This window comes from Mucilaginibacter sp. dw_454, assembly GCF_018449775.1.
GTDB lineage: Bacteria > Bacteroidota > Bacteroidia > Sphingobacteriales > Sphingobacteriaceae > Mucilaginibacter.
Genome location: NZ_JAAVVB010000001.1, coordinates 1,426,494 through 1,449,136, shown reverse-complemented (window position 1 = coordinate 1,449,136; position 22,643 = coordinate 1,426,494). Strand labels below are relative to the sequence as shown.

Here is a 22,643-nt window from a genome sequence, read left to right as displayed (position 1 = left end):
ATAGCTGTATATAAAAAAGGCTTATGAATACAACCTGTAGTTGTGTCTGTAAGCCTTTTTGTCATTTATTATTCTGAACTCCCTCTTCAAAAATGTAACGCATAGTTAAATGACGATGCGCAAAAGTAGCCCCCATTGATTGATGCAGAGCCAACATTTTGTCATTAAAATCGCCTACCCACGATAGTTCCATCACCTCATATTGTTTACGAGGTAGAACATAGTCTTTTAACTTGGTGAAAATTGCAGACTCTAAGCCATGGTTTTGCAGGTGCTGTTTTGTGCCCATAACAATGGCGCGCATACGTTTCACACCTTTCCAACGGTAGTATAAAAATTTAAGTTTGCCTATCAGGTTTAGCTTACCTTTAAGCGATTTGATCATCTGGTTGGCATCTGGCAGTACCACTAAAAACGAAGCAGGTTCGCCATTTACATAGGCAAACCAAATCAATTTTTCGTCCATAATGGCTTTCATTTTAGTAAAGCTTTCCAGTACGGTATTGTAATTAATAGGTACAAAGTTTTCAAAATCTCTCCAGGCGTCGTTATAGATCTCAATAAAATCAGCTGCAAATTTTTCTATTTCTGAGGCTTTAAGATGTTTAAATTCATATCCCGGCTTCTGCGCAACCCATCTGGCAATTTTTTCAAAACGATCTGGAAAAGGTACAGCAGCATACAAGTGATTGGTGATCTGTTCATACATCACTTTGAAACCATAATCGTCAAAAAACTTTTTGTAATAGGGCGGATGATAATTCATTCCGTATGACGGTTGCGAAAATCCTTCAGACAACAATCCCCAGAAAGTATCATTCTCGCCAAAATTAATCGGACCATCCATTGCCTGCATCCCCTTCTCTTTGAGCCAGTTTTTAGCGGTATTAAACAATAAAAAAGCTGCTTTTTCATTTTCAATACACTCAAAAAAACCAATGCCGCCGGTAGGTTGTTCGTAATTGAACGCTTTTTTTTCGTTAATAAAAGCTGCTATGCGGCCAATCAATTTTCCATTATCATCTTTCAAAATCCAGCGGGTACATTTGCCAAATTGGTGAAAGTTATTTTTCTGCGGATCAAAAACGGCCTCAATATCATTATCTAATGGACAAACCCAGTTATCTTCATTTTGATAGATAACGCGGGCTACATCCAAAAAATATTTTTTAGATGCTTTGTCTTTAACTTCTGTAAGTGTCATGCAGGAATATAAAAAAAGCACCCAAGAAATGGTTCCGGGTGCTTTTGTAAGTTGTTATATATCAATTAATTAATAATCGTCATCGTCATCATCGTCATCACCATAATTTTCAAAGCCCAGGTCATCTAAAGGGCCATCAAAATCTTCGTCTTCATCAACAACCTTTTTCTTAGGCGTTGTTTCCAAATCATCATCATCGTCTTCTGCATCCGTTGATTTTGGAATGTTCTTGTCTGCATTTTTTCTTGGCGCTCCCATGGGGTGAAAATGTTTTTATAAATAAATTTAGGATAATGCTTAAACTAAGTTAAATTTTTGTTACTAATGCTATTGGTTAACAATAGTAAAAATAACTAAAAATCATTTTTAAAGAAAAAACATTTAATTTTTTATTCCTGCTGCTCACCAATAGTCGATGAGTTGTCTGTAAGTTCTTTTATATGAGGTAATTCGGCTATATTGTTTATTCCAAAATAGTCCATAAAAAGGGCGCTGGTACCATATAATATTGGTTTACCTACCGCGTCCGACTTCCCATTTATTGCGATTAACTCCTTTTCGAGCAGTTTTTGTATGGAATAGTCGCAGTTTACACCACGGATTTGCTCTACATCGGTTTTAGTAACAGGCTGCTTGTAGGCAATGATGGCAAGGGTCTCCAATGCGGCTTGGCTCAATTTCTTTTTAGAGCGTTGTAATTGCAATAAACTTATTACCGGATGATAACTTTTTTTAGTTAAAAACTGGTAACCATTGTTGATATGTACCAGTTCTATAGCAAAATTATCCCCTGCATATTTCTGTTTGATATTTGCTATACATGCATCTACCTCAGGTTGCCCAAAATCGCGCTCAAAAGTAGCCTGAAGGCAATATAATATCTCTTCAACACGTATGCTTTGCTCTGAAGCAAAAACAAGCGCCTCTATATATAATTCAGGATTTTCCATTGGAAGGTAAAGTTAATATTCCCGTAACGTGTAACAACTTTATTTTATAAATCATCGCAATCTGATCTTATCTACTCCAATCACAAATTAAGTTAGAAGCTAGTTAATCGTTTTAGGAATTTATTTTTTTACATGGCATGCTTGTTGTAACCGCAGTGCTGTAACCGAAATTATAAAAATATCAATTATTCGACGAATTATTAATAGAGTTTCAATAATTCCTGTCAGGAATGATAAGATTTTGAAAAAATGAAAACCAAGGCAAGCAAGGCTGGCGTAGGTTAAAAAAGAAGACCGATAAACTAAACACTTCGATAAACAGAAAACACTTCTAAAAAATTATTTATGAAAACAGAAAATCAACTTGAAAGTGCTAACGTGAATATGGCCCGTCGGTCGTTCTTACGTTACGCAGGAGCTGGTGTAGCCGCTGTAGGCGTGTTAACCGCAGCTTCTTGTAGCAAGAACCATGATTACATCCCGCCAAACACAACTGCTGGCGTTGATCTTGGTGCAACCGGCGATTTAGCTATCTTAAACTATGCTTACGCACTTGAGCAATTAGAGGCGGCATTTTATATTAACGTCGCCGCGCATATGTACACCGGCGCTTCTGCCGACGAAATTGCGTTGCTGACAGACATTCGTGACCATGAGGTTGCTCACCGCGAGTTCTTTAAAACCGCTTTAGGTACCAATGCTATCAAAGCACTTACTCCAAACTTTAGTGCTATTGATTTCAGTAGTCGCGCAAAAGTTTTGGCAGCTGCTCAAGCTTTTGAAGACACAGGGGTAGCCGCTTACAATGGTGCGGGTTACCTGATTAAAGACGCAGGCTATTTATTGTTAGCCGGCAAAATTGTTTCGGTTGAGGCTCGTCATGCTTCGTATATCCGCAACCTGGTTAACCCGGGTAGCTTTGCAGATACCACTATACTTGATGCAAACGGCATGGACGTAGCAAAAACTATTGCCCAGGTATTGCCAATTGCAAACACTTACCTTACTACCAAAGTAAGCGCATCTAATTATGGTTACGTAGCATCTTAAAAACAGACAGTCATGAATTTACTTGGAATAATAGAAGAAATAGAAAAAGCTGATCCTGAATTTCAGGACAGAATAAGCCCGCGTCGTGCGGCTATAAAAAATATCACAAGCTTTGGTTCAAAAGTAGCTGTTGCTGCCATGCCATTTGCTTTTAGCACATTATTAAAAAAGGCTTATGGTCAAACTGCCACGCCTTCTGTAAATGATGTATTAAACTATGCTTTAAAATTAGAGTTTCTTGAATCTGCATTTTACAATGCCGGTGTTGCTTCAAACATTAGTTTCTCTGCATCAGAAAAAGCTTATTTAGTTACCATTCAGGGTCACGAAAATGCACACGTTAGTTTTTTGCAGAGCGTTTTAGGTTCTGCAGCAGTTGCACAAAGCACACAAGGTACCAATGGTACTTATGACTTCACCGCAGGTGGGACTTTTGGAAATGTGTTAACTAACGCAGATACTTATTTTGCAGTAGCTCAAGCTTTTGAAGATACTGGTGTACGTGCTTATAAAGGCCAGGCTGGTTTCTTATTAGGCAATAAAGTAGTATTAACCGCTGCGCTGGACATTCACTCAGTTGAAGCACGTCACGCATCGGCCATTCGCCAGGTACGTAGAGCCAGAGGTTCAGCTACAACTAAACCATGGATTGTTGGCGCTAATGATACCGGTATTGCTGCTGTAAATGGCAACTATGCGGGCGAGGATAACGTTGTACAAGGTGGTGTAACTATAACTAACTTGGCGGGCGTAAGTGGTAATGTATCGTTAAATGCAGCTACTGCCTGCTTTGACGAGCCATTAACTTCTGCACAGGTTGTTGCTTTAGTTGCTCCGTTTGGCGTTAAGTAAACAATAAATATTAATCCTATGATTAAAGCGCGCCGGCATTGCCGGTGCGCTTTTTTGTTTGGATGTTATTACATTTATAGGCGATATGAAAAGTACATCCTATAAATCAGGTCCTTTCTTTACGTTATTATTAGGCCTGGTGATATTTGGCCTAACAGTGAACGGCCAAACAACGCATACCCTTACCGGCAACAGTGGTAAAAGCATTGAAGCTTATGGCATTAAGCAAGAGATTATGGGTACCTGGATGGGCCGCAATACCTGGAAAGATATTGCAGATGCTAACTGGGTGTGGGCCAAAGAAAGTGGTGTGCCGGCATGGCGCACTGATCATTTTGACCGGCCCATTGATGTCGGCGTACCACTAATTCCGACAGACGGTAAAGGCGATTATAATAGCTATTTAAAAGAAATTATCTCAGGGTCGCAAGATAGTACGTTTCTGTCATTGGGAAAAAAACTGGCAAAATACGGCCCCAGTTTAGTTTACGCCCGTTTATGGTGGGAATTTAACATGAGCCCCGTAAAGCAGGATGCCAGCCTATTTATAGCTGCCTGGCGCAGAGCCGTGCCTTTAATAAAGCAAGGTTTTACAATAGGTGCAGTTAAAGGCCAGTCTGTAAATATAGTATGGTGCGTAAACGCCGGTACGCCCAATCCGCTGCCATTTTACCCGGGGGATGATGTGGTTGATGTTATAGGATCAGACACTTACGGACAGATTTGGGGCGATACTGATCCGACAGAAGAACAAATGCTGAATAAAATTGAGAATGGCCTGTATATGTTGAAATGGCAAGCTAACTTTGCTAATCAGCATAAAAAACCAACCTGTATAGGCGAATTTGGAAACGTCGCTTCAAAAGGTAATAAAACTAACGAATTACACGGAGTAGGCGACAGTCCGCAATATATTGATGCTATTTACGACTGGATAAAGACCTGCAAATATGGCTGCCAATATGTTTGCTACTTTAATTTACCCGACGGAGGAGTAGGGCAAACGCTTGATCAAACACCACTCGCGCTAAAAGAATTAAAGCTCAGAGCCGGAAAGCCGGATTGAATCAACCTTTAATAATTAATTACCTGTTCTTCTAATTGCGCAGGCGTATCACGCCATTCGTATTTTTGGGTACGTAATTGTGGCTCAAATCCCGCAGCGCGGATGGAGTCCTGGATACCTTTAGCCGTAAAACGGTGCGGTGCACCTGCTGCGGACACTACATTTTCCTCGATCATGATCGAGCCAAAATCATTAGCGCCGGCATTCAAACAAATCTGTGCAACTTGTTTACCAACTGTTAGCCATGAAGCCTGGATGTTCTTAATATTAGGCAACATAATTCGGCTTAAAGCAATCATACGGATATACTCATCGCCGGTAACATTATTAGTAATACCACGAACTTTACGCAATAAGGTACCATCATCCTGGAATGGCCACGGAATAAAGGCTATGAATCCATGATTACCTTCCGGTTTTTCTGATTGTACCTGGCGGATCCAAACTAAATGCTCAAAACGCTCTTCCAAAGTTTCTACGTGTCCAAACATCATGGTTGCCGATGTAGGCAGGTTAAGTTTGTGCGCAGCACGCATAACGTCCAGCCATTCCTGACCGCCACATTTTCCTTTTGAAATCAGTCGGCGGACACGGTCGTTCAATATCTCGGCACCTGCCCCCGGTAGTGAGTCTAAGCCCGAAGTTTGCATAGCACGCAATACATCAATATGGCTCATGTTTTCCAGCTTTGCCACGTGTGCAATCTCCGGCGGACCTAAAGAGTGTAGTTTTAATTTAGGATACAGATCTTTTAATTGCTTAAACAGATTAGTATAAAATTGCAAACCCAGATCAGGATGGTGACCGCCCTGTAATAAAAGCTGATCGCCGCCTAAACGGAAAGTTTCTTCGATCTTGGTTTTATATGTTTCGATATCGGTAATGTAGCTGTCCTCGTGGCCGGGGCGACGAAAGAAATTACAAAACTTACAATTGGCTATGCAAACATTGGTAGTATTAACATTACGGTCTATCTGCCAGGTTACTTTGCCATGGGGCACCTGCTTTTTACGCAACTCGTTCGCCACATACATCAAATCGGCAGTGGGCGCGTTGTGATACAGGTAAACACCCTCTTCAATACTCAAAAATTCAAACCGCGAAGCGCGCTGTAACAGATCGGCAGTATTCATACAACAAATATAGGTATTATGTAGGTAAACGTTTATGGATTACCCCGGAGGAACATCTTCTGTTTGTAAAAAAAGAGGCATTTAAACTTACGAAGTTTTTAAAACTTCGTAAGTTTAATAAGTAGCTGATTCTATGCTAGCACTTTCCCCTTTTCCAACTTTAAAACCTTCGTCACACTATCCGGTATTTCATGCTGATAATGGGTTACATAAATCAATGTAACTTCACTTAATCCGCAAATCGTATCCACCAGATTTTTAAAATGCTGCTGCTGATGCGCGTCCATTCCCTGGCAAGGCTCATCAAATATTAATAAAGGTGGGTTTTTAATTAATGCCCTGGCCAGTAAGCATAAACGCTGGGCGCTGGCCGGTATGTTTTTTAACAGCGTACGTGCATATTTATCAATCTCCAAAGCTTTCATCCAACGCAAAGCAACTTCGGCCCGTTCTTTATTGCTTGGGCGAAATAAGCCTAAAGTGTCATAATACCCTGATTCGATTACCTGCAAACAGCTATTGTCAGTAGGGAAATACTGATGCAGCTCGGGCGATACAAAGCCTATTTTCTTCTTGATATCCCAAATGCTTTCGCCGCTGCCACGTTTTTTGTCAAATAGCAAAATATCGTTGGCATATGCTTGCGGGTTATCGCCATTAATTAAGCTTAATAAGGTTGATTTGCCGGCACCGTTATGGCCCAACAATGCCCAGCGCTCGCCGGGATTAACATGCCAGTCAACATCGTTCAAGATCAAATTATCGCCATACTTAACATTTACGTTTTTCATGGCGATGATTTGCCGGTAGTGAGCAGATGTTTTATGATCGCTCAATAGCGATTTAAGTTCTGCTTTGTCAATATGGTCATCCTCCTGCAACCCTACCAGTTGCGGCGTGAAATTAGCTTTGACAACGCTGTGTATAATAGCACAGTTTTTTAACACGGCTACGTTAGTAATAGCATCCGGTATTTCATAGGGCGATGTGGCCATAATAACCGTAATACCCGACTCGGTTATCTCCCGAATAATATCATTAAACTCCTGCCTGGTTTGCACGTCAAGCCCGGTTAGGGGGCTATCCAATAACAACAGCGCAGGGTTTTTCATTAGCGCGGCGGCTATGCGCAGGCGTTTTGTTTCGCCATTGGATAATTTGATCAACTGTTTTTTACTTAACTGATCGAGCTTTAACGTTGTTACTATTTTATCGAAATGCCAGTACAAGTTTGGTTGTGGGGCAGGTTTAATAGTATGCAGGTATTCTTCAACAGTTAAAGCGTCCTCACTATCCATAGAATTGTAGCGTTGCTGGTAGTAAAAGTCGCCGGTATTGCTCAGATTTTTAAAATGGTGCTTAGCCTCCACCATCGCCATTAATTTATGATGAGTGAGGCGATCCGGGTTGTCGGGTTGATTTTGCAGATAATCCTCGAAAAAATGATACCGCACCTCGCCACCCGTAGCATTTAAATTGCCGGCAATGGTTTGCAGTAAGGCACTTTTACCGGAGCCGCTTTCGCCAACCAAAGCCCAGTGTTGGCCTTTGTCGACAGTAAAGTTCAGATCGTTAAACAATACATTATTTAAAAACCTTACAGTAACATGATTGGCAGAATAGATAGGTAATGTCATGGCTGGTAAAATTAGCCATACATATTAATAAGGGCAATTTATCAGGTAATATTTAAGCAATTTTCTGTTTACTAACCGTGGTTCAGGCAATCTTTTAATCGCTCCAAAACAAACTAAAGCAATTACATATTGTATATACTTTACAAACATTTAACCTATGAAAAAAATTAACATTTTACTTGTCCTGCTGGCAATGGTTGTCTTGAGCGGATGTTCTGTAATTACCGGAATTTTTAAAGCCGGTGTATTTGTTGGCATATTAGCCGTTGTGGTGGTGGTTGGTATAATTATCTGGATATTTTCTATGCTTTTTGGCGGTGGAAAATAATTTACTTTTTTTGAAATAATATTTCTTAGTTATTGATTCTTGGCCCGCTTTTGGTTATACACCATTTACATAAATACCAAAAGAAAATGGAAAACAATAAAGCAACTATCGAAACATTAAATGACCTTGTTCAGATCAACAACGATAGAATTAAAGGTTATGAGAACGCAATTAAAGAAACCAAAGAAGGCGGTAATGAGTCTGATTTGATTTCTGTATTTGAGAATAAAATTTTAGAAAGCCAGCAATTAAAATCAACGCTGACAGAAGAGATTCAGGTATTAGGTGGTGATGAAGCTCAAGATACCTCGATTAGCGGTACCATACACCGTACCTGGCTGGAAGTTAAGGCAGCTTTTACCGGGCATAGCGAGAAAAGTATTTTGGAAGAATGCGAGTTTGGCGAAGATGCTATCAAGAAGGCTTACCAATCGGCAATAGATGAAGAAAATCTACCCGCTTATATTCGCGATATTTTAAATGATCAAAAAGCTATTATTGATCAGTCACATGATGAGATCAAAGCCTTGCGAGATTCTGTTGAGCAACACTAAACAGCGAAAACGCTATTAAACAAAAAAGCCTCCTGAAAATCGGGAGGCTTTTTTGTTTTCTGTAAAAAAGATTACAGTAAAAAAGACTACATTTTTTTAGTAGTATCTTTTTTAGTAGTGTCTGTTTTAACAGTAGTATCTTTTTTAGAAGTGTCAGTTTTAACTGTAGTGTCAGTTTTAACTGAATCAGTAGTAGCAGTGCTTGAACCTTTGCAAGCAACGAAAGAAGCCATAACTAAAGCGATAGCTGCGAATTTGAATGAATTTTTCATGTTAATTTTTTAAAAAGTGACTATATAGTTTTTCTATTAATACAATAAACAGTAAAAGGTAACCCACTATTTGCAAAATAATTGGTTACCCTTTGCTAAAAAACTAATAATCAGCTATAAATACTGCAAAAATTATTTTTTAATGGTGTCTTTCTTTACTGCTGTTGTGGCTGGTTTTGCGGTATCTTGCTTGGCAGAATCAACTTTTACCAGGTCTGGTTTGGTTGAATCAACCTTCGTCGAATCAGGTCCTGAAGCATTGGTAGCTTTTGGCGGGGTGCATGCAATTAGACCAGCAGCGATAACTATTATCACGGCTCCGGTTTTTAATAAGTTTTTCATTTTGTAGGTTTTAAAATGTTTGTACAGATTAATACCTTAAATCATAAAAAGGTAACCCGGCATAGCCCTGCAACAAAAAAAAGGACAACCAAACGGCTGTCCTTTTTTATTTTAATATTATATTAATGAGTTATTTTTTCTTCTTAGTCTCAGTAGACTGCGAGGTGGTAGTGGTGGTGGTAGTTTTTACGCTAGTGTCCTTTTTTAAAGAATCCGGTGTCATAGAATTTGTATCCTTTTTGGTAGTGTCGGTTGTTTTAACGCTGGTCGATGAATCGGTCTTTACTGAGTCGACATTGGCAGAACCTTTACCTTTACAAGCTGCGAATGATAATGTTATGGCCAAAGCCAGCAATCCGTTTTTTACTGTGTTTTTCATGATCGTTCAATTATTTGTGAGTATCAAATTAAAATATTTAAGGTAATATACACATTAAGTATGCCAATTGATTATTTGCTTAATGTTTAACAGCTTGCAAATGAAAACGTTAATATATTAACCGCTAATTAAAGGGTAAATAGTAAAGCGCTATGCGTATTATTATTTATTTTTAGATTTTGTTATCGTAATGGGTTACTATTTGGCGATAATGGTATTAAGTAATGAATATACAGAGTGAGTAAACAGCTAAAAGATTCAACGCCTACAGACAGCGAAGTTATTCTTGGTATTTTAAATAATTCGGAAGCGGCACTAAAAAAGTTATATACAGCCTACTTTCCGATGGTATTGCAGCTTATTATTAATAATAACGGTAATGCAGACGATGCCAAGGATATTTATCAGGAGGCGATAATAGTTCTTTATAATAAGGTAAAAGCAGGCGATTTTGAGTTGAGCAGTAAGTTGAAGACTTACATTTATTCAATATGCCGCAGGCTTTGGTTAAAAAGGCTAACCCAAATTAACCGCTATGGTGGCGATATTCGTGATTTTCAGGAATTTTTGCCAATAGAGGAAGAAGAGGTTGAGCAACATAACGACCGTAATATACAGTTTACCAAAATGGAGAGCGCGCTAAAGCTTTTGGGCGAACCCTGCAAAACCATTATGGAAGACTTTTATATACATGACAGATCAATGCAGGATATCTGCGAACGTTTTGGTTATACTAATGCAGACAACGCCAAAACGCAAAAATATAAGTGCCTGCAAAGGCTGAAGAAATTGTTTTTTCAGCAAAAGTAAGAAGGAGTAAGAAAATGAGTGATAATCAGCTTTTAGAAACAATTGAACGATACCTTAACGGCGAAATGAAAGCCGATGAGCGTAAGAAATTTGAATTGCTGCGGAAAGAAGATGCCGGGGTAGACAGTAAGGTTGTCGAACACAAGCTTTTTGTAAGCCTGCTAAAGCAATATGGCGAACGTGTTGAACTGGAAAGCCGCTTAAATGCTATCCATGACGAGATTGATGTCCATACTTTGAAAGAAGACCTGATGATCCACCCGATGTGGGTTGTACAGTTTTGGCGCCAGCACCATTCAAAAATATCGGTTGCAGCTTCAATCGGTATTATTGCATTTTTATCGGCAATGTGGTTTAGCGGTAAGTTGAATAATAATACCAATTCAGAAATTGTTGGCCTGAAAAATAAGGTGAACAGGCTAGAGGGTTCAATCAATATTCAGAGCCGTTCTATTAACGCCATCAAGTCTGAAAAAAATAAAACAACAACTGATAAATACACTACCAGCGCTACCGGTTTTGCTATTACATCTGACGGTTTGATTGCTACCAATTATCACGTAGTTGAAGGCGCTGATGCTGTATCTGTACAAAATGCCGACGGTACTACTTACAAAGCCGAGGTATTGTATACTGAACCACAACATGATATAGCGATTTTGAAAATTACCGATAAGACATTCACCAAATTAGGGGCTTTACCATACACATTTAAAAGAGCAGACGGCACGATGGCCGAGCAGATCTCGACCTATGGGTATCCTGGTGGATATGCGGCTTATTTGCCTGGTTCATTGTCGTCATTGTACGGCGAAAACGGCGACACGCTGCATTATAAAATTACTATGCCTATTAACTTTGGTAATAGCGGTGGCCCACTTTGGGACAGTAAAGGCAATATAATTGGTATTACAGATTCAAAAGAAGCACATTCTGAAGGCGAGCATTTTGCCATCAAAGCAAAATACTTAATGGATGCGGTTAAAAACATCCCTGCCGATTCGCTGGAAGATAAAGTAGTGTTAAACAAAAAGAATACACTAGCCGGTTTATCTGAACCGCAAAAAACAGCAAAAACCAAGAACTTTGTATTTATGGTTAAGGTTTATTAACCGGTAAATATACCATCTACCTATGGACGAGAAAAGGCGCTTAATAGCGCCTTTCTTGTTTTATAAGTTTTCTGTCTTTGCGAGCGAAGCGTGGCAATCGTACGCTGCAAAGTTCGCGATTGCCACGCTTCGCTCGCAATGACAATGTGATTTTACCTATCCACCTCACCCAACACAAAATCAATACTACCCACAATAGCAATTAAGTCGGCTATCATAACCCCTTTGGCTATTTCTGGTAATACAGACAAATTATTAAAGCTAGGCGCACGTACTTTAGCCCGGAAGGGTACTTCTGAACGTGGATCGGTATGCATAAAGTAAAAGCCTAATTCGCCTTTAGCACCTTCGCAACGCACATAGTAATCTTGTGGTTTTGATGTGAGTTTTCGTGGTAATTTAGCACGGGGGTCAAAATCAGCAGTGCGTTTTAATTCATTTTGGAGGCGATCCAGGCATTGCTCCATGATCTTGATAGATTGCGCTATCTCGTCTATCCGTACTTTATATCGATCCCAGCAATCACCAACGGTACCCATTTCGCCTTTGCCTACCGGGATCTCAAAATCCAGTTCGGGGTAAACAGAGTAGCCATCAATACGACGCAAATCCCATTTTAAACCTGAGCCACGCAACATTGGGCCGGAGCAGCCGTAATTAATAGCGACATCGCGAGGCAGCACCCCGACATTGGCAGTACGGCTTATAAAGATTTGGTTATCGGTAAGCAACTGATTTAACTCAACCATCTTAGGTTTAAAGTAGTCTATAAACTCACGGCAGCGCTCTTCGAAGCCAACAGGCAAATCATAAAACAATCCGCCAACCCATATATAGTTGTACAGCATGCGTGAGCCCGAAGCCCATTCCAGCATACCCATGATATGTTCGCGGTCTTTAAATAACCATAGGAAAGGCGTGAAGGCCCCGATATCGATGCCATAAGTACCCACAGCGATTAGGTGCGAAGCAATACGGTTCATCTCGCAAACCAATACGCGGATATATTCTACTCTTTTTGGAATGTCTTTATCAATACCCAACATGCGCTCAACGCCCATTACCCAGGCATGGCTGTTATTCATAGAAGCCAGGTAATCCAGCCGGTCTGTAAATGGAATGGTTTGCTGGTAAGTCAATGACTCGGCATGTTTCTCGAAACAGCGATGCAGGTAACCCATATGCGGGATAACCTCTTTAACAATCTCGCCATCGGTAATCAACTCCAGCCGTAAAACACCATGCGTAGACGGGTGCTGCGGCCCCATATTCAAGACCATGTCCTCAACGCTTGCGTTGGCTATTTTCTGGTGGTAATTGTCTAATGCAGTGTTCAATGTTATTCTTATTTGTCATTGCGAGGAGAAACGACGAAGCAATCGCAAGGATGCAATATTTGCGATTGCCACGCTACGCTCGCAATGACATTTTAATCAAAAATCAATCTTAATACCCTTATAATATTCTGCTGTTTTGTAATCTTTTCTCAATGGATAGCCTTCCCAGTCATCGGGCAATAAAATGCGACGAAGATCAGGATGTCCCTCAAAGAATATCCCGACCAGGTCATAAGCTTCACGTTCATGCCAGTCGGCCGTACGGTAAACGGATGTTATGCTTTTAAATACAGGTTCAGCTTCTTCGCGGTTGTGCGCTTTGCTGATCTTTAACGTTAACTGTAATTGATACGGCATAGATGCCAGGTGATAAACTACACCAAAGCGACCGTCCTCAACTCCGTAATCAACCCCTGTTAAACACGAAAGGAAATCAAAGTAAGTGGTCGGATTATTACGCACTTCCAGGCAGACATCAACAATACTGTCGGGGGCTATCAGCAACGCGGGTTGCAAACCGCCGGTTTCTTCGCCTTCAATAACGTCGGCGCCAAACTTGTCAATCAGTAATTGTTTAATCTCTGCAAACATCATGGCGCTAACCTAACTTTTTTCCAGGTTTTGTTATCAATTTTTTTGTAGACAATACGGTCATGTAAGCGGCTGCGACGGCCCTGCCAAAACTCAATCAAACGTGGCTTTAATACATAGCCACCCCAGTAAGATGGTTTAGGCACTTCTTTGTCGGTATATTCCGCCTCCAGTTCGCTCATTTTGCTTTCCAGTTCATCACGACTTGGTATTTCCTGGCTTTGCGGCGATGCTAATGCACCAATCTGGCTCAGTTTAGGGCGTGAATGAAAATATTTATCAGATTGCTCTTTGCTCAATTTTTCAATAATGCCTTCAATACGCACCTGGCGCTCCAGCTCTACCCAATGAAACACAATGGCAGCGTTAGGATTCTTACCTAACTCTTTACCTTTACGACTCAGGTAATTGGTATAAAAAGCAAAACCGTTATCATCAAAACCTTTTAATAAAACTATACGGGCAGAAGGGCGGCCATCTGCTGTAGCTGTTGCCAGTGTCATGGCATTTGGCTCTGGTACTTTAGCTTCAACAGCCTCGTTAAACCACTTATCAAACTGCTTTATAGGGTCGGCTTTGGTATCATTTTCCGATAGGGTAGCAGCGCTGTAGTCCTGTCGTAAGTTTTGTAATTCTTCTTTATTCATCTACTGCAAACTTACAAATTAATTATACCGTAAATAGTTAATATTGTATTTCGTAATTGCAGGTTGAACATATTTTACTTTAACTTGTTAATTAAATTATAACCTAAGAATACGTCTATGTTAAATTCTATCGCAGCCGCCGCAGGGCGGTTACTCATATCGGAGCCATTTATGATGGACCCTAACTTTAAACGCTCCGTTATCCTGCTCACAGAATATGCAGAAAGTGGCGCCATGGGCTTTATCTTGAATCATCAAAGCGAGTATATGCTGGGCGACGTGCTGCCGGATATTTCTTATTCAGAAATCCCAGTTTACGTAGGCGGGCCTGTGGCAGCTAATACTTTACATTTTATACATTGTGTACCTGATAAGATAGAGGGTGGAATAGAAATTTGTGAGGGTGTTTTTTGGGGTGGCGATTTTGAAACAATAAAAGAGCTGATCAATACCTACCAGTTAAACGAAAACGAGGTTAAGTTTTTTATGGGATATTCAGGCTGGACGCCAAGCCAATTAGATGAAGAGTTAAAAGAAAACAGCTGGATAGTTGCCGAACGATGCAGCGCAGAAACGCTATTTGTAGGCAGCGAGCATAATATGTGGAAAGAGGTGGTAATTAGCTTAGGTAACCGTTATGCGCATATTGCTAACTTTCCTGAAAATCCGCAACTGAATTAAATTTGTTAGTGATTACCGGTCGGGGCACCTATAACAATATTTTCATTTTTAGTTTTGCCGGTATCAAGTCTTATTGGTCTCGGAGTGCGTTTAATCGGGATATAAGGTATCTTTATATTGTATTCAACCATTTTCTTATTGGCATCTGTTAAACTTGCCATCGGGCTCAGATGGTTGTTTACCAAAACTTTAGCCAGCATATCTATGCCACGCCCGGCGCCATACATATCGTCCGGCCTCGTTTGATTAGCGTTTTGTTTCAATTGAGATACCCATTCGTCGGTCACCTTTTGTACCATAGGTTTGTCTGCGTCTAATAAGTCAGGGTATTTTATCAATTGGTCAAATTTTTGTTTAGCATACCAGGTAGAAAAGTATTTGCCGGAAAAAGAGGTGTCGGGAAATGCAGATTTGATTTCATCTAATGACTTATATCGGTCGGTAAGGTCTGACCATACATATAGATAATCGTTTTTAGCAAAACGTAAAGCAAATACATCAAAAACAGGCCGTCTGGCGCTTTTTATATAGATAAGAAAATAATCACCTTTTTTTTCTTCGGAAACGATCTTGAAAGAGTGATGGTCTTCAGTATTTGAGGATTTACTTTTAAAAAAAGTAATAGAATCAGCAGTTACCGTTACCTCAGAAACCCATCTGTTGGATGAAGGCGTATAATAATGAACATTTTTAAGTGGTACGGATAGCTTTTGTGCTAAGCAAATATTAACACTAAACAAAGCCAGTATCAGTAAAAGTAGCTTGCTCATGATTTGATGTTTATTTTCCGGTCTTCATCTCTTCTGCCGATTCTTCTACTTTTTTCTTCAAGCTTTCTTTAAAAGCGATGAGGTTTTTAACCACTTGCTCGTCAGCGGTTGAAATGATCTGCGCAGCCAATATACCTGCATTTTTAGCCGCATTTAAAGCTACGGTAGCAACCGGAATGCCATTGGGCATTTGCAGGATAGACAGGATAGAATCCCAACCATCAATAGAATTGCTTGATTTAACCGGCACACCAATAACCGGTAAATGCGTTAACGAGGCTACCATACCCGGTAAATGTGCCGCACCACCTGCACCGGCGATGATCACCTTAATTCCACGGCCTGCAGCTTCGCGGGCGTAAGTAAACATACGGTCGGGCGTACGGTGGGCCGACACGACTGTGATTTCGTAATCGACACCTAATTCATTTAACACGTCGGCGGCATCCTGCATAACCGGAAGATCCGATTTGCTGCCCATGATGATTCCTATTTTGGGTTGGCTCATAATTTTATTGTCTGTTGTCATTGCGAGGAGGAACGACGAAGCAATCGCAAGGATGCAATATTCGCGGTTGCCGCGCTACGCTCGCAATGACATAGTTTATTAACTAACGACTTTCAACGTATTCTGCACATAACGTGCCTTTTCTATCGCCTTATCTCTGTCACTATCCACCACCGTCACATGACCCATTTTACGAAAAGGCTTAGTAAGCGCCTTGCCATATAAATGTACATATACACCAGGGCATTTTAATATTTTTTCAATTCCCTGGTAAACGGCCGGGCCTTCGTAGCCAGGTTCGCCCAATACGTTGACCATTACGGCATTGCCAATACAAGAGGTATCGCCCAAAGGTTGGTTAAAGATAGCACGCAAGTGCTGTTCAAATTGTGATACTACATTCCCTTCAATGCTTTGGTGGCCGCTATTGTGCGGACGTGGCGCTAACTCATTTACCAATATCTTTCCATCTTTAGTCAAGAACATTTCTACGGCCAGTATACCAATGATCTTCAGATCCTCAGCTATTTTTCGCGCTATCTGCTCTGCTTCTGCTTGTATTTCTGCGGATAGGGTAGACGGCGAGATCAAAAACTCCACCAGGTTAACCTGCGGATTGAATTCCATTTCCACCAATGGGAAAGTAGCAACTTCGCCATTTTCGTTGCGGGCCACAATTACACTGATCTCTTTTTCAAAATCAATCAAATGTTCTATCAGGCTTGGTTCGGTGAAGGCGTTAGCCAATGTATTTTCATCAGCCACTTTATAAACACCACGGCCATCGTAGCCATCGCGTCTTAACTTTTGGATATATGGATAAGTAAAACCGCTTTGTTTTAACTCATCAATCGAACCAATAACTTTAAATGGTGCAGTCGGGATATCGTTCTCTTTGAAAAACTGCTTTTGCAGGCCCTTATCTTGTATCAGTCGAATGATTCTCGGTTGGGGATAAATCAATACGCCTTCGCGTTCCAGTTGCTCTAAAGCGTCTACATTAACCTTTTCAATCTCTATAGTCAGTAAATCCACCTTCTTGCCGAATTTGTAAACGGTTTCATAGTCGCCTAACGAGCCAACTACAAATTCATCACATAATTTGCGGCAAGGAGCCTCGCGGTCAGGATCAAGTATTTTAACCGTGACGTTGTAATTAATGGCTTGCTGAATGAGCATACGGCCGAGTTGTCCGCCGCCTAAAATTCCGAGTTTAAGATCTCCGTAAAATGCTTTCATTTTGTAAATGCAAGTTTACCCCAAATTCTTCAAAAATGAATAATGAATTTTGGTTTTGTGAGCGGAGTGGTTATAAGTACAAAGTAAACTGCAGGTAGATGATAGTTATAGAATCTTTAATTTCTTAGCTGCCACCAGCACCACCGGCAATCCAAAACAAATCATCAAAACTATTGCATTGATAATGATGCTTGACGGTTTGCTGGGAAACTTACCGATATGGCTCATCGGTACCACAATTAAATTCATAATTATCCAGGTAAACGTGCCGTACAGTGCGGCCAACACATATTTATTTTTAATTACCGATATACAGGCGGGATAAGCGATGTAAAATATAGCAGTAAACAAATAAGCGAAGCAATAATGAAACAAAATACCAAACACAATCATTTCAGGTCCGCCGGCAAAAGCTGCTTTGCCAAACAATGCGCTCGAAATATATCTGAAAATAACCTCCGGACCCAGCTTTAAGTTAAGCAATATAGCCGATGTAGCGTCCAGGGTGCCGGTTAACAGGCCAAGCCAGAGTATGGTTGTTAAAGCGTTGCTTTTGAGTGGTTTAGTTGAGGTCATAAATCAAATATAAAAATATTTGATTTGTTTAGCCTGCTATTAAATGTTCAGCCTCAATCTTTTTTTGCAGTTCAATAATGGCACCTATCAGCGCCTCTGGACGTGGAGGACAGCCTTGCACGTAAATATCTACCGGGATAACCCGGTCGACACCTTTCACTACATGATACCCATGCTGCCAGTAAGGGCCGCCACAATTAGAGCATGAACCCATAGAGATGACATATTTAGGCTCGGGCATTTGTTCGTATAATCGTTTAATACGTTCGGCCATTTTAAAAGTAACGGTACCGGCAATGATGATCACATCGGCCTGGCGAGCCGAAGGGCGTGGAAACACACCTAATCGGTCCATATCGTAAGTCGAAGCATAAGACCCCATCATTTCTATAGCGCAGCAAGCAATGCCAAAACCCATGGGCCATAATGATGATAAACGCGACCAGTTTAACAAGTCGTTTAGCTTGGTAACCATTACGCTACCACCTTCGCTATTGATATCGTTACTCATCGACTGGTTTTTTAAAGGTTGGCTTGAACATCGGTTTACGTATCGGTACTGTTTCTGTAGAAGCAGTTACCGGTGTGGTGGCTGCTGCAGTTTGCAACAAAGGCTCAGCTGAAAACGCTTTTACTTTAAATACGCTTTGGCTGGCGTTTAATTGATCATATAACGATGCAGGAATGCTGGTATTTGTTGTTGGTACCGTCGGTTTTGGTTTGATCCAGTCCAGATCGCCTTTTACCCAAACGTAAACCAAGCCCAATATCAGGATGCCTAAAAATATAAACATTTCGATTAATGAGAACCAGCCCCAACGCGCATCTGCAGCTATCAATTTGTGGTTTCCAAACACAGTAGCCCATGGAAAAACGAATACCATCTCTACATCAAACAACAAAAACACCAACGCAATTACGTAAAAGCGGGAGTTGAATGGTAGCCAGGCGCTACCGGTTGGTTCTTCACCGCATTCGTATGAGGTTAGCTTTTCAGAGGTCGGATTGTGAGGGGCGATCAACCTGTTCATGAAAAACATCAGGCCAACGAAGATTATTCCTGTAATTAGGAATATAAGTATCTTGCCAAATTCTGATATTTGCGGAACATCAACCATGGCAGCAAATTTAATAAAACAAACAGATTTTGATGCCATAATTATTGGCGGCGGCGCTTGCGGGCTAATGTGCGCGGTACAAGCCGGTTTTTTAGGCAAGCGCACACTCTTATTGGAGAAGAACGAAAAGGTAGGCGCTAAGATTTTAATAAGCGGCGGTGGACGGTGTAATTATACTAATCTATACGCTTCGCCAAAGCAGTTTATCTCACAAAATGAACACTTTAGCAAGAGTGCATTTGCGCAGTGGACTGTAGACGATACCATCAGTTTCTTTGAGACGTATGGCATTATCGGCAAAGAAAAAACGCTGGGTCAGTTATTTCCGCAAAGCGATAAAGCAAAAGATGTAGTCAATGTTTTTACAGAACTATGTCATGACCTGGGTCAGGAGATTCGCACAGACGCTGATGTTAAAAGTATAGAGCAAACTCCCGATGGCTTCGCGGTTACTTATGAATGCAATGGAAAAGCAGTCACTCTAAATACTCCAAAGGTTGTGATTGCGGCAGGCGGACTGCCCATACAGAAAATGGGCGCCACTGATTTCGGCCTACGTATTGCCCGTAAATTTGGATTGAAAATAGTGGATACTGCGCCGGCCTTAGTGCCGCTCACCATCACCGGTAAAGACCAGCAATGGTATGAACAGCTATCTGGCAATAGTATCTTCTGCCGGGTTTGGAACGACAGAGCCAGTTTTGAGGAGAATATTTTGTTTACTCATTGGGGTTTAAGCGGACCGGCTATCCTCCAAATATCATCTTACTGGCGGCCTGGCGAGTCGATTTTTATTGATTTATTGCCCAATCAAAATATCATTGAATTAATCCAAATAGAGCGCGAAGAAAATGGCAAAAAGACTTTGTTGAATTTTCTCGCAGGATCGTACACCCGGAAATTTGCAGAAGCCCTAAATGGTTATTTGCCGGTAGAGAAAAACCTGGCATCCTTAAGCAAGGCGGATTTGGAAGCCATCAACAACCTGATCCATCATTTTAAAGTTAAGCCAGCCGGCGACAAAGGTTATGACAAAGCGGAAGTAATGCGTGGTGGTGTATCGACCGGCGAACTCTCGTCAAAATCTTTAGAAGCCAAACAAGTGCCTGGCTTGTTTTTTGGCGGCGAGTGTGTTGATATTACAGGTTGGTTGGGTGGATATAATTTCCAATGGGCCTGGGCCAGCGGTTTCGTTATCGCTCAGAATATTTAAATTTTAATGTTCTATGTGAAATGTCAAATGGAACATTACTTTTGTAACAGGTTTGTTACTATTGTGGTAAAATGACCTTTCCGGTAGCCTTATGCTGGTTTTACACGCAACCTTTTACAATAACATATTTAACTAATACCGGTGTTAACCGGTTATTACAAGACAGGGCCACTGATGTTTTTCCCCAAACTCATCAGAAATGGCTTATCATTATTAATGATTAGGCCAGGCCCGCCTTGTAATACTTAAATTAGATTATTGGTAATGAGTTTTTAATACACGATAGCCGCAAGTACGCTTCTGAAAAATATAACCTGTCTAATATTTTGAAATAATTGTAATATTGTCGACTGTGAGCAACAAGAAAGTTATCTATTTAACGGGCTACCAATGGCTTTGGGTACTGTACATAGCAGTAGCTGCCTACACCTGCGTTTTTAAATATTCGCGTGGGATAGATAATAACTACAAAATTTTCAGAGCGTCTTATTTCCACGCTCGGCAAGAAAAAGATATGTATGCAAGCTATCCGCAAGAGTACGGCGATCTGTATTATTATGGGCCGGTTTTCCCGCTGGTTATTGCGCCATCGGCTTTGTTGCCGCATGCCTGGGGCTTTTTGTTGTGGGAGGTAGCTAATGCTGTGGCATTGCTACTCGCTATTAATTTATTGCCATTTACTACACGACAGAAAAGCCAACTGCTATTGCTCTGCGCTATCGAATATGCCAACTCAGTGTTTTACATGCAGTTTAATCCGGCCATAACTGCTATGATATTGCTCAGTTTTACATTGGTTGAGCGCGGGAAAGACCAATGGGCAACTTTGTTTATTGTGTTGGGTTTTATGATTAAGCTCTATCCAATAATAGGGCTTACGTTCTTCTTGTTCTCGCGCAATAAAGGCAAGTTTGTATTGTGGACAGCTATTTGGTCTATAGTTTTATTCGTCGCTCCGCTGATTTTATATAGCCCGGGTTATATGATCAATTCTTACCATCAGTGGCTGGTGGCGGTGCACAGCAAAGTTGGTTTAAATGCCTATTTTGACTCGCCGCAGGATATTTGCGTAATGGGTGTGGTACGAAGATTAACCCACAATATCAACATACCTAACGGTCCGTTTTTGGTTGCCGGGGCTTTGCTGTTTCTTACCCCGCTATTAAGATTTAGCCAATACAAGTCATTTAAATTCCGTGCTCAAATATTAGCATCTGCTTTAATTTTGGTAGTGATATTCAGTACCGGTGCCGAGCATCCAACTTACATTATAGCCGTTACAGGTGTATTTATCTGGATGCTGATACAAGACAAACCGTATTCAACCACAAATATCATTTTACTGGTACTGGTACTTGTTATAACCGGGCTGGGGTTAACAGATGCCGTACCGAAGTTCATTCGTGAGCCTTATATCGCTAAATACTCTATGAAAGCCTGGCCGGTAATTGTGATCTGGGTGAAGATAGTTTATGAGTTGCTGTTCAATAACTTCGTAGCCGAGAAATCAAAGATCGATCAGCAATACGAACGTTTAAAGAATAAAGACTGGTTAGTGAGTATCAGCTGATCCTATTTCTGCGCATCCCCTGCAATCACTTGATTATAATAAGCTATTAACTTATCCATATCGTGCGGACCAAATTTCTTGGTTTGGATCTTCTCCACCACATCAGGCTCGTCGCCCATGATTTCACTCATTACATCGATGAAGTTTTGCTCGGTAATGGGTTTCATGCCTGCAGTATTGGCGCCAAAATAATATACGGATTTACCGCTTTTTCCATGACCACCACCGCCAATAGGAATAGATATACCACCGCCAAGCCCACCACCGAAGCCGCCTGTGCCGCCGCCGCCGGCTACACCTAAACCAATGCCCGGTTGAAAGCCCGACCCGCCACCACTACCCGCGCCGCCTTTGGCCTCGAATAAGCGCAATGGACCATCTACAGCTACACGTACAAAATCAAGATCGTTCTTGGCCCAGCCCATTGGTGGGGCTGCTGCCACAATAAAGCTATCGCGGCTTGCTACAAACGATCGCAGATCACTGGCGCTAAGCTTGATTGTTTCGGCTTTGGCATCTTCTTTATATTCAATAAAGCCTTCATCTTTTATTGGCCCTTTGCCACCCGGGTTGATGCGGATTAATCCGGCATTTTTCGTTCCTTTAACATCGTAAAAGTAGCCTGGTTGCCACGATTGTGATTTTGCTGTTATACACAACAGCATACAGCATAAAATGATTAAAATTGGGCGCTTCATAGATAT

General features: G+C 41.0%; 28 protein-coding genes. 10 read left to right on the top strand and 18 right to left on the bottom strand.

Features of this window, described 5'->3' with window-relative positions:
* Positions 1–61 precede the first annotated feature (61 nt).
* From HB679_RS06525 to scpB, 3 genes are all read right to left on the bottom strand, one after another.
* Positions 62–1,204 carry a GNAT family N-acetyltransferase gene (locus tag HB679_RS06525; RefSeq protein ID WP_214071125.1) on the bottom strand — a complete coding sequence of 381 codons (1,143 nt, stop codon included), beginning with the start codon at positions 1,202–1,204 and terminating at the stop codon, positions 62–64.
* A 69-nt stretch (positions 1,205–1,273) separates the two neighbouring features.
* On the bottom strand, positions 1,274–1,462 hold the full coding sequence (locus HB679_RS06520; RefSeq protein WP_214071124.1) for a hypothetical protein: 189 nt from the start codon (positions 1,460–1,462) through the stop codon (positions 1,274–1,276).
* A gap of 131 nt (positions 1,463–1,593) precedes the next feature.
* The gene (scpB, locus tag HB679_RS06515; protein ID WP_214071123.1) at positions 1,594–2,154 is read right to left on the bottom strand and encodes an SMC-Scp complex subunit ScpB; all 561 of its coding nucleotides are present in this window, start codon (positions 2,152–2,154) and stop codon (positions 1,594–1,596) included.
* Positions 2,155–2,499: 345 nt separating this feature from the next.
* Between scpB and HB679_RS06510 the strand changes: the two genes are divergently transcribed.
* From HB679_RS06510 to HB679_RS06500, 3 genes are all read left to right on the top strand, one after another.
* Positions 2,500–3,204, top strand: a complete 705-nt coding sequence (locus HB679_RS06510; protein ID WP_214071122.1) for a ferritin-like domain-containing protein — start codon at positions 2,500–2,502, stop codon at positions 3,202–3,204.
* Between the two features lie 12 nt (positions 3,205–3,216).
* Positions 3,217–4,056 (top strand): ferritin-like domain-containing protein, encoded by an 840-nt coding sequence (locus HB679_RS06505; protein WP_214071121.1) that lies wholly within the window; start codon positions 3,217–3,219, stop codon positions 4,054–4,056.
* Between the two features lie 85 nt (positions 4,057–4,141).
* Positions 4,142–5,122, top strand: a complete 981-nt coding sequence (locus tag HB679_RS06500; RefSeq protein ID WP_214071120.1) for a glycosyl hydrolase — start codon at positions 4,142–4,144, stop codon at positions 5,120–5,122.
* Positions 5,123–5,130: 8 nt separating this feature from the next.
* Here HB679_RS06500 and mqnC read toward each other — a convergent pair whose 3' ends face one another.
* Both mqnC and HB679_RS06490 read right to left on the bottom strand, forming a co-directional pair.
* Positions 5,131–6,255 (bottom strand): cyclic dehypoxanthinyl futalosine synthase, encoded by a 1,125-nt coding sequence (gene mqnC / locus HB679_RS06495; protein WP_214071119.1) that lies wholly within the window; start codon positions 6,253–6,255, stop codon positions 5,131–5,133.
* Between the two features lie 131 nt (positions 6,256–6,386).
* On the bottom strand, positions 6,387–7,892 hold the full coding sequence (locus tag HB679_RS06490) for an ATP-binding cassette domain-containing protein (RefSeq protein ID WP_214071118.1): 1,506 nt from the start codon (positions 7,890–7,892) through the stop codon (positions 6,387–6,389).
* Between the two features lie 157 nt (positions 7,893–8,049).
* On the opposite strand from HB679_RS06490, the gene HB679_RS06485 reads away from it, so the two are divergent.
* Together HB679_RS06485 and HB679_RS06480 are read left to right on the top strand one after the other, a co-directional pair.
* Positions 8,050–8,220 carry a lipoprotein gene (locus HB679_RS06485; RefSeq protein WP_214071117.1) on the top strand — a complete coding sequence of 57 codons (171 nt, stop codon included), beginning with the start codon at positions 8,050–8,052 and terminating at the stop codon, positions 8,218–8,220.
* Positions 8,221–8,306: 86 nt separating this feature from the next.
* Entirely contained in the window at positions 8,307–8,774 is a 468-nt protein-coding gene (locus HB679_RS06480) for a PA2169 family four-helix-bundle protein (protein ID WP_214071116.1), read from the top strand.
* An 86-nt stretch (positions 8,775–8,860) separates the two neighbouring features.
* On the opposite strand, the gene HB679_RS06475 is transcribed toward HB679_RS06480, so the two are convergent.
* The 3 genes from HB679_RS06475 to HB679_RS06465 form a co-directional block, all read right to left on the bottom strand.
* Positions 8,861–9,046, bottom strand: coding sequence for a hypothetical protein (locus tag HB679_RS06475; RefSeq protein WP_214071115.1), 186 nt, complete (start codon positions 9,044–9,046; stop codon positions 8,861–8,863).
* Positions 9,047–9,178: 132 nt separating this feature from the next.
* Positions 9,179–9,388 (bottom strand): hypothetical protein, encoded by a 210-nt coding sequence (locus HB679_RS06470; RefSeq protein ID WP_214071114.1) that lies wholly within the window; start codon positions 9,386–9,388, stop codon positions 9,179–9,181.
* 130 nt (positions 9,389–9,518) lie between these two features.
* Complete coding sequence (locus HB679_RS06465) at positions 9,519–9,767, bottom strand: hypothetical protein (protein WP_214071113.1); 249 nt, start codon at positions 9,765–9,767, stop codon at positions 9,519–9,521.
* A 237-nt stretch (positions 9,768–10,004) separates the two neighbouring features.
* Here HB679_RS06465 and HB679_RS06460 point away from each other — a divergent pair, with 237 nt between their 5' ends.
* Both HB679_RS06460 and HB679_RS06455 read left to right on the top strand, forming a co-directional pair.
* Positions 10,005–10,577 (top strand): sigma-70 family RNA polymerase sigma factor, encoded by a 573-nt coding sequence (locus HB679_RS06460; protein WP_214071112.1) that lies wholly within the window; start codon positions 10,005–10,007, stop codon positions 10,575–10,577.
* A 14-nt stretch (positions 10,578–10,591) separates the two neighbouring features.
* A complete protein-coding gene (locus HB679_RS06455; protein ID WP_214071111.1) occupies positions 10,592–11,689 on the top strand; it encodes a serine protease in 1,098 nt (365 codons plus the stop codon).
* 152 nt (positions 11,690–11,841) lie between these two features.
* On the opposite strand, the gene HB679_RS06450 is transcribed toward HB679_RS06455, so the two are convergent.
* The 3 genes from HB679_RS06450 to pdxH form a co-directional block, all read right to left on the bottom strand.
* Entirely contained in the window at positions 11,842–12,969 is a 1,128-nt protein-coding gene (locus tag HB679_RS06450) for an NADH-quinone oxidoreductase subunit D (RefSeq protein WP_255547556.1), read from the bottom strand.
* Between the two features lie 153 nt (positions 12,970–13,122).
* Positions 13,123–13,620: an NADH-quinone oxidoreductase subunit C gene (locus HB679_RS06445; RefSeq protein ID WP_214071109.1), complete on the bottom strand. Its 498-nt coding sequence runs from the start codon at positions 13,618–13,620 to the stop codon at positions 13,123–13,125.
* Entirely contained in the window at positions 13,617–14,264 is a 648-nt protein-coding gene (pdxH, locus tag HB679_RS06440) for a pyridoxamine 5'-phosphate oxidase (protein ID WP_214071108.1), read from the bottom strand. Before pdxH ends, HB679_RS06445 begins: the two co-directional genes overlap by 4 nt.
* 117 nt (positions 14,265–14,381) lie before the next feature.
* Between pdxH and HB679_RS06435 the strand changes: the two genes are divergently transcribed.
* Positions 14,382–14,945: a YqgE/AlgH family protein gene (locus tag HB679_RS06435; protein WP_214071107.1), complete on the top strand. Its 564-nt coding sequence runs from the start codon at positions 14,382–14,384 to the stop codon at positions 14,943–14,945.
* A 5-nt stretch (positions 14,946–14,950) separates the two neighbouring features.
* Here the strand turns inward: HB679_RS06435 and HB679_RS06430 are convergent, their stop codons facing one another.
* The 6 genes from HB679_RS06430 to HB679_RS06405 all read right to left on the bottom strand — a co-directional run bounded on the left by HB679_RS06430 (position 14,951) and on the right by HB679_RS06405 (position 19,195).
* On the bottom strand, positions 14,951–15,715 hold the full coding sequence (locus HB679_RS06430; RefSeq protein WP_214071106.1) for a hypothetical protein: 765 nt from the start codon (positions 15,713–15,715) through the stop codon (positions 14,951–14,953).
* 10 nt (positions 15,716–15,725) lie between these two features.
* A complete protein-coding gene (gene purE, locus HB679_RS06425) occupies positions 15,726–16,244 on the bottom strand; it encodes a 5-(carboxyamino)imidazole ribonucleotide mutase (protein ID WP_214071105.1) in 519 nt (172 codons plus the stop codon).
* 78 nt (positions 16,245–16,322) lie between these two features.
* Positions 16,323–17,462: a 5-(carboxyamino)imidazole ribonucleotide synthase gene (locus HB679_RS06420; protein ID WP_214071104.1), complete on the bottom strand. Its 1,140-nt coding sequence runs from the start codon at positions 17,460–17,462 to the stop codon at positions 16,323–16,325.
* A gap of 105 nt (positions 17,463–17,567) precedes the next feature.
* Complete coding sequence (locus tag HB679_RS06415) at positions 17,568–18,038, bottom strand: hypothetical protein (RefSeq protein ID WP_214071103.1); 471 nt, start codon at positions 18,036–18,038, stop codon at positions 17,568–17,570.
* 28 nt (positions 18,039–18,066) lie between these two features.
* Positions 18,067–18,549: an NADH-quinone oxidoreductase subunit NuoB gene (nuoB, locus tag HB679_RS06410; RefSeq protein ID WP_214071102.1), complete on the bottom strand. Its 483-nt coding sequence runs from the start codon at positions 18,547–18,549 to the stop codon at positions 18,067–18,069.
* Positions 18,542–19,195, bottom strand: coding sequence for an NADH-quinone oxidoreductase subunit A (locus tag HB679_RS06405; protein ID WP_255547541.1), 654 nt, complete (start codon positions 19,193–19,195; stop codon positions 18,542–18,544). Before HB679_RS06405 ends, nuoB begins: the two co-directional genes overlap by 8 nt.
* Between HB679_RS06405 and HB679_RS06400 the strand changes: the two genes are divergently transcribed.
* Both HB679_RS06400 and HB679_RS06395 read left to right on the top strand, forming a co-directional pair.
* A complete protein-coding gene (locus HB679_RS06400; RefSeq protein ID WP_214071101.1) occupies positions 19,155–20,369 on the top strand; it encodes an NAD(P)/FAD-dependent oxidoreductase in 1,215 nt (404 codons plus the stop codon). The genes HB679_RS06405 and HB679_RS06400 overlap by 41 nt on opposite strands.
* Before the next feature lie 352 nt (positions 20,370–20,721).
* On the top strand, positions 20,722–21,939 hold the full coding sequence (locus HB679_RS06395) for a glycosyltransferase family 87 protein (protein ID WP_214071100.1): 1,218 nt from the start codon (positions 20,722–20,724) through the stop codon (positions 21,937–21,939).
* Positions 21,940–21,941: 2 nt separating this feature from the next.
* Here the strand turns inward: HB679_RS06395 and HB679_RS06390 are convergent, their stop codons facing one another.
* Positions 21,942–22,637 carry a hypothetical protein gene (locus HB679_RS06390; RefSeq protein WP_214071099.1) on the bottom strand — a complete coding sequence of 232 codons (696 nt, stop codon included), beginning with the start codon at positions 22,635–22,637 and terminating at the stop codon, positions 21,942–21,944.
* Positions 22,638–22,643 lie beyond the last annotated feature (6 nt).

Excerpts from the sequence above, each read along its gene's own strand:
- purE (WP_214071105.1), bottom strand. The coding sequence starts at position 16,244 with ATGACAACAGACAATAAAATTATGAGCCAACCCAAAATAGGAATCATC.
- HB679_RS06470 (WP_214071114.1), bottom strand. The coding sequence starts at position 9,388 with ATGAAAAACTTATTAAAAACCGGAGCCGTGATAATAGTTATCGCTGCT.
- HB679_RS06455 (WP_214071111.1), top strand. The coding sequence starts at position 10,592 with ATGAGTGATAATCAGCTTTTAGAAACAATTGAACGATACCTTAACGGC.
- nuoB (WP_214071102.1), bottom strand. The coding sequence starts at position 18,549 with ATGAGTAACGATATCAATAGCGAAGGTGGTAGCGTAATGGTTACCAAG.
- HB679_RS06450 (WP_255547556.1), bottom strand. The coding sequence starts at position 12,969 with ATGGTCTTGAATATGGGGCCGCAGCACCCGTCTACGCATGGTGTTTTA.
- HB679_RS06500 (WP_214071120.1), top strand. The coding sequence starts at position 4,142 with ATGAAAAGTACATCCTATAAATCAGGTCCTTTCTTTACGTTATTATTA.
- HB679_RS06405 (WP_255547541.1), bottom strand. The coding sequence starts at position 19,195 with ATGGCATCAAAATCTGTTTGTTTTATTAAATTTGCTGCCATGGTTGAT.
- HB679_RS06480 (WP_214071116.1), top strand. The coding sequence starts at position 8,307 with ATGGAAAACAATAAAGCAACTATCGAAACATTAAATGACCTTGTTCAG.
- HB679_RS06415 (WP_214071103.1), bottom strand. The coding sequence starts at position 18,038 with ATGACCTCAACTAAACCACTCAAAAGCAACGCTTTAACAACCATACTC.
- HB679_RS06445 (WP_214071109.1), bottom strand. The coding sequence starts at position 13,620 with ATGATGTTTGCAGAGATTAAACAATTACTGATTGACAAGTTTGGCGCC.
- pdxH (WP_214071108.1), bottom strand. The coding sequence starts at position 14,264 with ATGAATAAAGAAGAATTACAAAACTTACGACAGGACTACAGCGCTGCT.
- HB679_RS06430 (WP_214071106.1), bottom strand. The coding sequence starts at position 15,715 with ATGAGCAAGCTACTTTTACTGATACTGGCTTTGTTTAGTGTTAATATT.
- HB679_RS06490 (WP_214071118.1), bottom strand. The coding sequence starts at position 7,892 with ATGACATTACCTATCTATTCTGCCAATCATGTTACTGTAAGGTTTTTA.
- mqnC (WP_214071119.1), bottom strand. The coding sequence starts at position 6,255 with ATGAATACTGCCGATCTGTTACAGCGCGCTTCGCGGTTTGAATTTTTG.
- HB679_RS06485 (WP_214071117.1), top strand. The coding sequence starts at position 8,050 with ATGAAAAAAATTAACATTTTACTTGTCCTGCTGGCAATGGTTGTCTTG.
- HB679_RS06520 (WP_214071124.1), bottom strand. The coding sequence starts at position 1,462 with ATGGGAGCGCCAAGAAAAAATGCAGACAAGAACATTCCAAAATCAACG.
- scpB (WP_214071123.1), bottom strand. The coding sequence starts at position 2,154 with ATGGAAAATCCTGAATTATATATAGAGGCGCTTGTTTTTGCTTCAGAG.
- HB679_RS06435 (WP_214071107.1), top strand. The coding sequence starts at position 14,382 with ATGTTAAATTCTATCGCAGCCGCCGCAGGGCGGTTACTCATATCGGAG.
- HB679_RS06390 (WP_214071099.1), bottom strand. The coding sequence starts at position 22,637 with ATGAAGCGCCCAATTTTAATCATTTTATGCTGTATGCTGTTGTGTATA.
- HB679_RS06505 (WP_214071121.1), top strand. The coding sequence starts at position 3,217 with ATGAATTTACTTGGAATAATAGAAGAAATAGAAAAAGCTGATCCTGAA.
- HB679_RS06465 (WP_214071113.1), bottom strand. The coding sequence starts at position 9,767 with ATGAAAAACACAGTAAAAAACGGATTGCTGGCTTTGGCCATAACATTA.
- HB679_RS06420 (WP_214071104.1), bottom strand. The coding sequence starts at position 17,462 with ATGAAAGCATTTTACGGAGATCTTAAACTCGGAATTTTAGGCGGCGGA.
- HB679_RS06475 (WP_214071115.1), bottom strand. The coding sequence starts at position 9,046 with ATGAAAAATTCATTCAAATTCGCAGCTATCGCTTTAGTTATGGCTTCT.
- HB679_RS06525 (WP_214071125.1), bottom strand. The coding sequence starts at position 1,204 with ATGACACTTACAGAAGTTAAAGACAAAGCATCTAAAAAATATTTTTTG.
- HB679_RS06510 (WP_214071122.1), top strand. The coding sequence starts at position 2,500 with ATGAAAACAGAAAATCAACTTGAAAGTGCTAACGTGAATATGGCCCGT.
- HB679_RS06400 (WP_214071101.1), top strand. The coding sequence starts at position 19,155 with ATGGCAGCAAATTTAATAAAACAAACAGATTTTGATGCCATAATTATT.